Here is a 12,465-nt window from a genome sequence, read left to right as displayed (position 1 = left end):
GTTTTCATGTTTTAAATATGGTTTGTTTAAACTAACACCAAAAATATTGAGGGGACTAAATGAAAGTGAGGCATTTCCTAAAACGCGTACTGCCAGAGGGTACTCTTTATGTTGTTGGAGCTCTGTTCACTATAAACAAATGTCGCTCTTGTTTTTTAACTCATCTGTTTTCAGCATCCTACTATAGCTATATTAAAAATAATATTTTGGTCAGATATAAAGAAAGTTTTAATCATCCCTGTACGTGACCACCCTCCAGATATGAGACATATAAGCACCCTCCTGTTAGTTGCAACGAGTTTCTGACTCCGTGGAGGATAATCATCCTATAAGGTTATCTAAATAGGAGAGATATAAATAGGAATAGTCTCATATAATATATTGAAGCAATATTCTGATACAAAGACTGTATAAAAACGCATCTAATGTATCCGTATTCATCAAATTTATGCCTTGGGGATGGATATCATTATTTTAATATTAAAGTTACACATAGATAATGTATCTATTTAAACAGCGGCTAAAATACGATCCCATATAGCGTTAAGTCCAAACATTCTGCGCTGTTGTGCAGCATATCTAGAAATTAACCGATTTGGTAAAAATGTCCATTATTAGCACATTTCTGTAGTGATGAATAAATAAAGCGTAGGGCAGTTTCCGGGTTTTTTATTCGTGCAATCCCAGTAAATTGGTCAGATCAGGATATAGCAGCTGCTTACTCCCTTTTGGGCTGGCAGTGTTAAAGAAAGATATCATTATATGTTAAGGCTAAGAAGCCACCTGTTGTAAGCACATACTATAACCAACAACTTGTTATTGGAAACATTTCACGGACAATTTAGTGATACCTTTAAAATGAGAGTCGTTGCTTCTTTATAAATTTTAAAAAGTGCACTAATCACCCCTACTGGATAAGGGATGCTGGGTTATAGTGCCTTTTTAAGGGAATAGCAAGTATCCGCTGGCAATTTAATTAGTATACTTAAATTTTTTAAAAATTTTGCCTCTAACTTTTTTTAACTGCATACAAAAAATACTTATTAAACCTAAAATCGTATAAGTCTTTATTCTTTAGAATTGTCTCAGGAAAGAGCATAATAAATTGCTATGACCAATAAATATTCTATTTGTTGATTAGAGCAATTTATGTCTTAATAGAAATTTCCATCTTTATTAAATTTCAGCGACAAAAATATTGCACAATCTGGGAAATCAATTCGAGAGTTGGTCTAATAAATGCAGTATCAATAAATTCGTCTGGCTGATGTGCCTGCTTGATTGATCCAGGGCCTAAAACTAACGTAGGGCAAATTGTTTGAATAAATGGTGCTTCAGTGCAGTAGTTTACTATTTTTGTTGGCGTCCCGAGCAATGTTTCCACTAAAGTGACGATTTCATGACTTGCTGGGCACTCATAGCTAGGAATCATCGGATGTAACGATGTAACAGTTAGGCGTCCAGGCCAGCGTACGCTGATAGGCGCCAGAAACTCATTAAGCAGCCCTTCTAGATCTTTTAGCATCATACCTGGTAGTGGACGAATATCCATATGCAGCTCGCAGCAGGCACAAATCCGGTTCGCTGCATCACCTCCGTGAATATGACCAAAGTTTATAGTTGGATAGGGAATAGAGAAGCCGTCGTGGCGATAGCGCTCTCGCAGAATATTGCGCAGCTGCATTAAATGGTTAATCGCTTCATACATTAGTTCAATGGCGTTAACGCCATGTGCTGGGTTGCTGGAGTGGCCAGATTGTCCCTGTATTCGGATCACATAAGACATATAACCTTTATGCGCTCTGGTCGGTTTTAAGGAAGTCGGCTCACCAATAATAGCGCAGTCTGGATAAATATTCGCCGTTTCGGAGAAATATTTTGCGCCAGCCATAGTGGTTTCTTCATCAGCGGTGGCGAGAATATAGAGCGGCTTACTGAATTTGCTGATGTCAACATCGCATAACATGTCAAGAACAAAAGCAAAGAAACCTTTCATATCCGCGGTACCTAAGCCATAGAGTTTGTTATCGTACTCTGTCAAGGTAAAAGGATCGTGACTCCAGTGCTTATCGTCAAAAGACACTGTGTCAGTATGTCCGGATAAAAGTAGGCCGCCCACGCTGTTGCCAGTGCGGGCTAGCATGTTGAATTTATGTCGTGTGCCGGGTACTGGTTGAACTTTGACACTGAAGCCTAGGTCGTAAAACCAGCCTGCTAGCAAATTAATTAATGTTTCATTACTCTGATCTAGAGTTGAATCAAGCGAGCTAACAGTCGGAATTGCAATGAGCTGGCGATAAATTTCGATAAAGGATGGCAATTTTGCCTTCACTGTTGATGATCCTTAAGTTAGAATACAAAATATTATGCACTTATATTGAATAAATATAAATTAATGTGGTTTGTATTAAAAACAAAAATCTTTCGCAAATTACATCGTATGTAACGGGATAATTTCATGGCCCCCAACATGTGACCGTAGTAAATAAGGTATACATCCTGATGTTGAATACATTGATTGTGGGTGCCAGTGGTTATGCTGGTGCAGAGCTCGTCAACTTCCTCAATCGTCATCCACATGTTAACATAAATTTTTTGGCAGTTTCAGTGCAAAGTACGGACGCTGGAAAGCGTTTATCAGATCTTCATCCTCATCTAAAGGGAGTGGTAGATCTATCCTTACAACCACTGAGTAGCCCCACTGAATGGGCGGATCACGACATAGTGTTTCTCGCCACAGCCCACGAAGTTAGCCACGATCTAGTGCCAAAATTTTTAAAAGACGATTGCGTTGTATTTGACCTTTCTGGTGCATTCCGAGTTAATGACAGCGAATTTTATAAACAGTTTTACGGTTTTACTCATCAGTATGCTACTTGGCTGGATAGAGCAGTCTACGGATTGGCAGAGTGGAACCATCATAAAATCAAAGAGGCACAACTAGTAGCGGTACCAGGGTGTTATCCTACTGTGGCCCAGCTAGCTCTGAAACCCTTGGTAAACAGTTTACTACTTAACTCTAACCAATGGCCAGTGATTAACGCCATCAGCGGCGTTAGCGGTGCAGGACGTAAGGCAAGCATTCATACTAACTTCTGTGAAGTTAGTCTACAGCCATATAACCTATTTAATCACCGACATCAACCAGAGATTGTAGCACATCTCGGCGTGCCAGTAATTTTTACCCCGCATCTCGGTAACTTCTCGCGTGGAATTCTAGCAACTATTACCTGTCGCCTGCAGCCAGACGTCAATCGCGCTGATATAGTGGCCGCATTCCATAATGCCTATCACGATAAACCGCTGGTACGGGTTTATCAGCAGGGTGTACCGTCGCTAAAAGCAGTAGTTGGTCAACCCTTCTGTGATATTGGTTTCGAGGTGCAAGATGAACATGTAATCATTGTTGCAGCAGAAGATAACCTTCTAAAAGGAGCCGCGTCACAAGCAGTGCAGTGTATGAATATCCGCTTCGGTTTCCCTGAAACGCAGTCACTGATTTAAAGAAAAAGGATGCACATGACAACTCCATTAATTATCAAACTGGGAGGCGTGCTACTTGATAGCAAAGAAGCACTGTCACGGTTATTCTATGCCTTGTTAAAGTGTCACCATTCCTGCCAACGATCACTGATAATCGTTCACGGCGGTGGATGCTTGGTAGATGAGCTAATGAAAAAACTGTTGCTGCCGGTGAAAAAGAAAAATGGATTGCGCATGACGCCTGCCGATCAGATTGATCTCATTACCGGCGTGCTGGCAGGCACTGCCAATAAAACATTGCTTGCATGGGCAAAAAAATATGGCATGAAGGCAGTTGGACTGAGCTTGGGAGACGCAGATTTAGTAAAGGTGGCGCAGTTCGATGAAGCACTGGGACATGTCGGACAGGCCACGCCTGGTAATCCATTGCTACTGAATACTCTGCTAGCAGCAGGCTATATGCCCATCATCAGCTCTATCGGCATTACCGATGATGGAGAGTTGATGAACGTTAATGCAGATCAAGCTGCTACTGTGCTGGCGGCAATGATAAATTCCGATCTAGTATTACTCTCCGACGTGAGTGGTATTCTAGATGGAAAAGGCCAGCTCCTCGCAGAAATAAATGCTGAAAAAGCGGAGCATCTTATCAAACAAGGTATCATAACTGACGGCATGATTGTAAAAGTGCATGCGGCGCTCGATGCAGCGCACACTCTAGGTCGACCTGTGAGTATCGCCAGCTGGCGTCACGCAGAACAACTTTCCAAACTTTTTAATGGTGTATCGATTGGCACCCGCATCCTTATTTAACTAAATAGATTATAGGATGATAATATGAGTATGAAAAATATTAAAAAAATTGTATTAGCTTACTCCGGTGGTCTAGATACTTCCGCTATTATTCCGTGGCTAAAAGAAAATTACGGTGGATGTGAAGTAATCGCGTTCGTGGCAGATATTGGTCAGGAGCGCCGCAATTTGGAAGGCATTGAGCAAAAAGCTATTCAATCAGGCGCATCTGCATTCTACATGGTTGATCTACGAGAAGAGTTTATCCGCGACTATATCTATCCGGTGCTGCAAACCGGCGCACTTTATGAAGGTACTTATTTGCTAGGAACCTCTATGGCGCGGCCTATTATTGCTAAAGCACAAGTTGCATTAGCGCTAAAGGTTGGTGCGGAAGCGCTGTGCCATGGCGCTACTGGTAAAGGCAACGACCAGGTACGTTTTGAGACTACGTACAATGCATTAGCACCACAGTTGAAAGTGATCGCGCCATGGCGAGAGTGGAATCTGAGTTCCCGTGAAGTACTCTTGAACTATTTGAAAGAGCGAAATATCCCAACAACTGCTTCGCTGGAAAAAATCTACAGTCGTGATGAAAATGCTTGGCATATCTCTACTGAAGGTGGTGTACTAGAAAATCCATCTAATGCACCGAATAAGGATTGCTGGGTATGGACTGTCGATCCGCTGGAAGCGCCAGATCAGCCGGAAAACGTCACTGTGACCGTCGAAAAAGGCTGTGTCGTGGCAGTGAACGGAGAAAAAATGAGCCCGTTTCATTGCCTAGAAACACTTAACGCCATCGGCATAAAGCACGGTATAGGCCGTATAGACATCGTAGAAAATCGTTTGGTAGGTATCAAATCTCGTGGTTGTTACGAAACTCCTGGTGGCACTATTATGGTGAACGCTCTACGTGCGGTGGAACAGCTGGTACTGGATCGTGATAGTTTCAAGTGGCGCGAACAATTAGGTCTTGAAATGTCTTACGTGGTTTATGACGGACGTTGGTTCGCACCACTGCGTAAATCCATCCAAGCGGCCGCCCAATCTCTAGCAGAAAAAGTCGATGGGGAAGTGGTGCTACAGCTATATAAAGGTCAGGCTACAGCGATTCAGAAAATTTCATCTAATAGCCTCTACTCAGAAGATTTTGCTACCTTCGGTGAGGACAAGGTTTATGAACATCGTGATGCAGGGGGATTTATCCGTCTTTTCTCGCTCTCATCACGTATACGTGCCCTTAATCAGCATAAAAAAAAGAAATGATATTCCTGTCGGTAATATCGCCAAATTTCACAGAGTACTTTATTTTAAGGATGTTTTCTTTTGAAAATTTCAAGGAGTTTTATATGGCACTTTGGGGTGGACGTTTTACCCAAATAGCAGACCAACGTTTCAAACAGTTTAATGACTCACTGCACTTTGATTATCGTTTGGCAGAACAAGATATTATTGTTTCTATCGCTTGGTCTAAGGCATTAGTAACGGTTAACGTTCTGAGCAACTCTGAGCAGTATCTATTGGAACAGACGCTGAAAAAGTTGCTGGCTGAGGTGCAGGCTAATCCTGAGCATATTTTGAGTAGCAAAGCCGAAGATATTCACAGCTGGGTTGAAGAAGAGCTTATTAAGAAAATTGGTGTATTAGGAAAAAAATTGCACACCGGGCGAAGTCGTAACGATCAGGTCGCTACTGATCTGAAACTTTGGTGTAAAACACAAGTGATGGTGCTTCTGGGTGCAATGCGTGATCTACAAAAGGCGCTGGTATCGACTGCTAAAGTAAATCAGGATGCGGTGATGCCAGGCTATACCCATCTGCAGCGTGCACAGCCGGTGACTTTTGCGCACTGGTGTCTTGCCTATGTAGAGATGTTAATGCGTGATGAAACCCGCTTGCAGGATACACTAAAACGTCTCGACGTCAGTCCTCTTGGTTGTGGTGCTTTAGCGGGTACTGCCTACAAAATAGATCGTGAACAGCTCGCTTGCCATTTGGGATTTGCTTCCGCAACGCGTAATAGCCTTGATACAGTATCTGATCGCGATCATGTGCTGGAGCTGCTCGCTGACGCCTCGATTGGCATGGTGCATCTATCGCGTTTTGCGGAAGATTTGATCTTCTTTAACACAGAGGAGGCTGATTTTATCGAGCTTTCTGATATAGTGACTTCTGGGTCATCACTAATGCCGCAGAAGAAAAATCCTGACGTACTAGAACTGATTCGTGGCAAATGCGGTCGTGTGCAAGGTGCACTGACCAGTATAATGATGACCCTAAAAGGGTTGCCTTTAGCCTATAATAAAGATATGCAGGAAGATAAACAGGGTCTGTTCGACGCACTCGATACTTGGCTTGATTGTCTGTATATGTCTGTAATAGTGCTAGATAATATTCAAGTAAAACGGTTACGCTGTCAGCAAGCAGTAGAGCAGGGATATTCTAACTCGACTGACATGGCAGATTATTTAGTGGCGAAAGGCGTACCATTTCGTGAAGCCCACCATATAGTGGGTAAAGTGGTATTGGAAGCGATGAAGCACGGTGTGGTGCTAGAAGAACTGTCGCTGGCGCAACTGAAGCAGTTCAGTGTAGTGATTGAAGAAGATGTTTATGATATTTTAGCTCTGCGATCTTGCTTAGAGAAACGTAACGTTAGAGGTGGTGTTGCACCTCAGCAAGTAGCCTTCGCTATTACTGAAGCGGAAAAGCGTCTAGCGCCATAATATTATGCTATTTTTATAGGCGATTCATTAAAAGTTTAGTCTTTAGGATGATATTGTTAGTCTTTGATGTTATTAACATGTATCTATTGCGCTATATTAGCTGTAGGGACTACGATATAGCTGTTACAAGTACGTTTGATATCTTTCGCGGTATAAATTGATGTGGCACGCAGGCTGAAGGTGGTCGATCCTATCCAAGGATAATCTTACCACATTGAATGTCAATTTCATCATTTGTCAATATGTGACTTTCTGATACAGAAAGTATCGCCTACTTTAATAGAAAGTGAGAATAATTTATGGTGTAAACGTACATCGCAACTGCAGTCTATTTTCTCAACTAGCTATGCGTAAACTTGCCGTTGCCATTTGCAATAAAACTAATATTTTTGCTTAGGCTGATTCTAATATTTAATCATTTCACTGTACTTAAAAAGATATGAAATTACTTTTGTACTTAGCTAATATCTGGCAAAGCTTGCTGTAACTTGACAGATGATTTAAGGATCGATAGATAGAGAGTATCTCTATGAGAGAGGGAAAAACTGCTTTTTTACCAATTCTGTAATATAAACATTCCGGCTCTTCGTTGATATAAACTATGATATGTAAAATACTAATACTTTGATACTTTGAAAGTATGTTTTTATATTAAGGAATTTTATAGTCAGGAAGAAGCACAGCAGGAGGTGGAGATAATGATATATCCCGCATTTTTTCTTCATTATAATGAATTGATCAATGTCAATAGTCCTTTCCATCTGTTTGATAAAGCAGTAAATTTCTGAAATTTAGTTTCTCCCATTGGGGGCAGATTTTTTAAATTGATCACATTCATTTAGACAGTTAATTCATACCGAGTGTTTAAATTGAGTAAGGTGTCCTATAGAATAGGACACCTTACTCAGTGCTATCGTTGCTACTCGAAGGAAGCGTATATATATCTTTTATATTCAGTAGAATATAAAAGATATATATACGCCGATATTTTCTAAAAATAAAAACTAGCCGCTAAGCTAGTACTTATGAATATCGCGTTCGATTGTATAATTTTAGTATCTTTTAGTATCATTGAACCTATGAGAATCATTCTCTATGGTGAGATCTTATGCTCAATAAGCGCATCAATCAAGTCCGATAAACAAATTAGGTCTGGTAAAATTTCATGATACGGTTGATTACCTAGTGAAGTACCGGGAAGAGAATGACATTATATTACATACTGTATATATTGCATGTCGTTGATTTATTATTAAAATAATCTCTAAACATTATTTTCTACTTTCCAAAGACCATAGAAGTTTCTTCTTCTTCTAATCCGTAGAAGAAGAATACAGTAGTGTACTCGTAAGATGTTCAAATGAAAAAACATATTCTATTGATATTAAATATATCTTAAAAAAGATCAGATCTAACTGACCATATTAAATTTTAACAAATAAGCTCTTCCCCAGTTTTATAAAGTGTGATGTTCATAGTTAGTTGTAACTTTGTCCTGATGTATACCGAAAATTTTGTTATAGTGCCTCTTCAAATTGTCACAAGGCAAATAGAATGGGCGTTAGATCGCAACAAAAAGAGCGTACAAGACGTACTCTGGTAGAAGCGGCATTTAGCCAACTCAGTGCTGAACATAGCTTCTCCAGCTTAAGTTTGCGTGAGGTTGCCAGGGAAGCAGGGATCGCACCTACTTCTTTTTATCGTCATTTTAAGGACGTTGACGAACTTGGTCTAACAATGGTTGATGAGAGTGGGCTGATGCTGCGTCAGCTAATGCGTCAGGCGCGTCAGCGTATCGCCAAAGGTGGTAGTATCATTAAAACCTCTGTATCTACCTTTATGGAATTTATTGGCAATAATCCTAACTCGTTTCGCCTGCTTTTACGTGAGCGTTCTGGCACTTCTACGGCTTTTCGCGCCGCAGTAGCTCGTGAAATTCAGCATTTCATCACTGAGCTAGCAGATTACATTGAAGTGGAAAGTCGTATGCCACGTAGCTTTATCGAAGCACAGGCAGAAGCAATGGTGACGATTGTTTTTAATGCGGGCGCAGAAGCTCTGGATATCGATATTGATGATCAACGTAGCAACAATCTTGAGGATCGTTTAGTGTTACAATTGCGTATGATCGCTAAAGGGGCTTATCGCTGGTGTCAGCGTGAGCAGAAGAACTTAAAATTTTCTATAGAAAAATTTAATAATTAAACCATTATAAGTTCTATTAACTTAATATAGTTTTTTAAAAAAGTGTACTACTAACTTTGTAAGTTAGCTAACCTTACCCTGTTGATACTCTTTGTATAGAATAAAAAACAAAAAAATAACCAACTTTCTAATCTAGCTAGATTAGATTATTCGTGTTTATGGGCGGGTGGCTATTAGTCAACTATTTTCATTTTTAAGCATTAACCATACTCCACCTCCGTGTAGAGGGAGAGTGATTGAACAGTTCAAAACAGGAAAAGATGTAAATTTATATGGGATTTTGTAGGTTTTTGGTATAGTATCTCGAATTATAGGAGAGATGAGGTATAGAGCGTGCTGAAATCTTGCGTAGTCTTTACTGTATCTTCATCTAGCTCACTTCATAACGGATCAACAATGAACGTTTCATATTTATAGTTTTTCAGATATTTTTCTTGCAAAATTTTAAATTTGCTCACGTCTTTTATAGGTTTGATCAACTCTATCGCTGCCATGCTTATAATCTTCAAGTTATCAATCTAGTTGACTGTAATATTGAACTTTGAATGCGTATGTAAGTGCAGTCTTTACAGATGCTTTCTATATTTCATTCACATATTAGCGACTGAAATCATTCGTAAGCGCTAGCTAGAAATTTACATTTTACATTACCGCTGTATAGTTCTAACAGATCGCTACACGATCTTTTTTAGATATATCTAACTAACCCCACTCTACCATCTGAATATTCATCTTCTGTATTGGGCTAAGTAAAACTATTTCCATTTGGCGATAAATTATTTCACAACCCGTTACCAATAATCGTTCATCTATAGAATATTTATGGAAATAGATTTTAGTTTTTATGCCGCGCCTACCTACTAGTTGCATTGAATAACTCTATGCTTATAATGCATTTCACAGCGACCACCTAGCTTCTTTAATCCACTCGGTTTCTAGCCTTGCTATGATAAAAGAGTGAGATAACTATCTTGCCTGTTAGGATTAAAAGATAGTTCATTTAAAACAACTTATGAAGCAATACATGTCTATTATGTATCACCCGGTCATTTTCGGTATCAGAGTATTAATCAATTGGCTGGCGTGATCTTATGATTGAATATGATGATATGATATAGATCTTCTTCATTGTGACAAAGGTGAAACTCAACACGTATTAAGCAATGACTAAGTGGAGAACTACACATCTTTGCCTCAGGCGCTAAAAATAGTATACTTTTGGAACGAATAAATAGCAATAAAGAATTTCTTTTCAGAAATTAGTGGATAGTGGATATAGTCATAGAATGATATAGGAAGGCTTCTATAGCTATAATTCTTAGTCTAAAGAAGATCAAACATGTTATATGAATTTTGTCTTTTCAGCATTCTTTTTTATTTTTTGAATTTTTATGGAGAATAAAAATTCTTGTTTCTTTATCGTGTTTGGTGCAGAGTCGCCTGCCTTTTGAAATGGTTATCTTATTAACATTATTTATTTGCAGAATTGCCAAGAGGAATTTTCCATCCTTCACACTTAGTTAGGTTACTGCTTTCGATAGTAAAACTTATAAAATTGCTCTAGATGTTGAGCGACATGATAAATATGATTAAGCTATTAGTGATACTTTAGCTAACTTTAGTGGGCTATAATAAAAGCACTATGGCTATATAATAATATAACGGTCTTGACCATACAATAGCTATCAGAGAAATGCGCGTTGTTTTTACATTCAGATTAAGGATACCGGACCACGTTTTAAGCACGATATCTATTTAATAATGACGATGCGCACAGTATCTACTTTATATATATTGATTACAAATATATATTGATTACAATTTAGTGACCTATTGATACCGTTTAAATAAAGAATACTTTACAAAGGGGTGTAGCCGATAGCATCCTTTCGATGATTGCTCTGTTGAGCGAGCATATTTCATATGATTACGTTGATACTCTTAATATAAGTTACCGACGGATAACTGTATTCTTTCAATAGAAAGAAATATTAGCCATATAAGACAACTTATAACTTTATAAGTTTCGACTCATAGACTACGTACTATTATCTATGGCGGTTGCTTTAATATAATTAAAATAGCTATTCTAGCTTTCTCATAAAAGTGGACAATGTAAATTGTGAAATCTCGTTCTTGTATTCAGATGCGTTGCATCTGCTATTTTCGGTGGATAGAATTATAACCTGTTTAATAAAATCTATGAGATAATAAATGACAACAAAACTCCAGAAAGGGAACATTACGTCAAAGTTAGTTACATCTAACTCGCGTCCTACTGTGCTAGTGTTTGATTCTGGAGTAGGCGGTCTCTCTGTGTATGATGAGGTCAGACAACGACTGCCGGATCTGTGTTATATCTATGCATTTGACAATGTAGGTTTTCCATATGGTGAAAAGAGCGAAGAGTATATTATTGAACGCGTTGTTCACATCGTTGTTGGCGCGATCGCTAGACGTTATTCGATTTCACTTTGTATTATAGCTTGTAATACTGCAAGTACAGTTTCCTTACCGGCGCTTCGTACGCACTTCGATTTTCCTGTTATAGGAGTGGTGCCGGCAATTAAGCCTGCAGTACGCCTAACTCGTAATGGGGTTGTAGGGTTGCTAGCAACCCGTGCAACAGTGCAGCGTTCTTATATACATCATTTAGTATCACAGTTTGCTACTTCCTGTCAGATTGTAATGCTGGGCTCAGCAGAACTAGTGAAATTAGCGGAAGAAAAGCTCCATGGTCAGACCATTTCCTTACATGATGTCAGGCGCGTCATTCAGCCTTGGTTACTCATGAGAGAACCTCCTGACACAGCTATATTGGGTTGTACTCATTTTCCCCTACTACGCCAAGAGTTACAGCAAGTACTGCCTAAAGGCACATATCTGATAGATTCTGGAACAGCAATTGCTCGCCGAACAGCGTGGTTATTGGAACATGAAATACCTAGTGTACAATCTTCTCACATAAACTGTGCGTTTTGTACAGAATTGAATAGTAAGGTTCTGCAATTATCGCCTACTCTAAAACATTATGGGTTTCCATCTCTGGAAAAAGTGGTAGTTTAGTTTGATGATTTGGAAATATGTTTTTTCAGAAATTAATTTAAAGTTAGTGCTTATCTGCTAAAAAACTTCCTATAATGCATTTTTACTGACACTCGCGAAAGCTAACGGAGTATGATATTCAGGAGACTTAGCAGCTAAGTAACCCGGAGAAAATCTCTGAAAAAAGAGATTGACTCTGAAGAATAAAAGC

Annotated in this window: 9 protein-coding genes; 6 read left to right on the top strand and 3 right to left on the bottom strand. The window is 39.2% G+C overall.

What is annotated here, in order from left to right:
* Positions 1-1,183 precede the first annotated feature (1,183 nt).
* The gene (gene argE, locus FD729_RS04755) at positions 1,184-2,332 is read right to left on the bottom strand and encodes an acetylornithine deacetylase (RefSeq protein WP_159932139.1); all 1,149 of its coding nucleotides are present in this window, start codon (positions 2,330-2,332) and stop codon (positions 1,184-1,186) included.
* A gap of 170 nt (positions 2,333-2,502) precedes the next feature.
* On the opposite strand from argE, the gene argC reads away from it, so the two are divergent.
* From argC to fabR, 5 genes are all read left to right on the top strand, one after another.
* On the top strand, positions 2,503-3,504 hold the full coding sequence (argC, locus tag FD729_RS04750) for an N-acetyl-gamma-glutamyl-phosphate reductase (RefSeq protein WP_159932138.1): 1,002 nt from the start codon (positions 2,503-2,505) through the stop codon (positions 3,502-3,504).
* 15 nt (positions 3,505-3,519) lie between these two features.
* On the top strand, positions 3,520-4,296 hold the full coding sequence (gene argB / locus FD729_RS04745; RefSeq protein ID WP_159932137.1) for an acetylglutamate kinase: 777 nt from the start codon (positions 3,520-3,522) through the stop codon (positions 4,294-4,296).
* A gap of 24 nt (positions 4,297-4,320) precedes the next feature.
* The gene (locus tag FD729_RS04740) at positions 4,321-5,544 is read left to right on the top strand and encodes an argininosuccinate synthase (protein WP_159932136.1); all 1,224 of its coding nucleotides are present in this window, start codon (positions 4,321-4,323) and stop codon (positions 5,542-5,544) included.
* Positions 5,545-5,627: 83 nt separating this feature from the next.
* Positions 5,628-7,004, top strand: a complete 1,377-nt coding sequence (gene argH, locus FD729_RS04735; RefSeq protein WP_159932135.1) for an argininosuccinate lyase — start codon at positions 5,628-5,630, stop codon at positions 7,002-7,004.
* 1,554 nt (positions 7,005-8,558) lie between these two features.
* Positions 8,559-9,209, top strand: coding sequence for an HTH-type transcriptional repressor FabR (gene fabR / locus FD729_RS04730; protein WP_159932134.1), 651 nt, complete (start codon positions 8,559-8,561; stop codon positions 9,207-9,209).
* Positions 9,210-9,589: 380 nt separating this feature from the next.
* On the opposite strand, the gene FD729_RS05400 is transcribed toward fabR, so the two are convergent.
* Together FD729_RS05400 and FD729_RS05395 are read right to left on the bottom strand one after the other, a co-directional pair.
* Positions 9,590-9,718, bottom strand: coding sequence for a hypothetical protein (locus tag FD729_RS05400; protein ID WP_159932133.1), 129 nt, complete (start codon positions 9,716-9,718; stop codon positions 9,590-9,592).
* Positions 9,719-9,911: 193 nt separating this feature from the next.
* Positions 9,912-10,079 (bottom strand): hypothetical protein, encoded by a 168-nt coding sequence (locus FD729_RS05395; RefSeq protein ID WP_159932132.1) that lies wholly within the window; start codon positions 10,077-10,079, stop codon positions 9,912-9,914.
* A gap of 1,344 nt (positions 10,080-11,423) precedes the next feature.
* On the opposite strand from FD729_RS05395, the gene murI reads away from it, so the two are divergent.
* Positions 11,424-12,275: a glutamate racemase gene (gene murI, locus FD729_RS04715; protein WP_159932131.1), complete on the top strand. Its 852-nt coding sequence runs from the start codon at positions 11,424-11,426 to the stop codon at positions 12,273-12,275.
* Positions 12,276-12,465 lie beyond the last annotated feature (190 nt).

Origin of the sequence: Pantoea sp. Nvir (assembly GCF_009829915.1) — a bacterium.
Lineage (GTDB): Bacteria > Pseudomonadota > Gammaproteobacteria > Enterobacterales > Enterobacteriaceae > Pantoea.
Note: the sequence above shows the minus strand (reverse complement) of the source record. Positions and strands in the feature narration are given on the sequence as shown.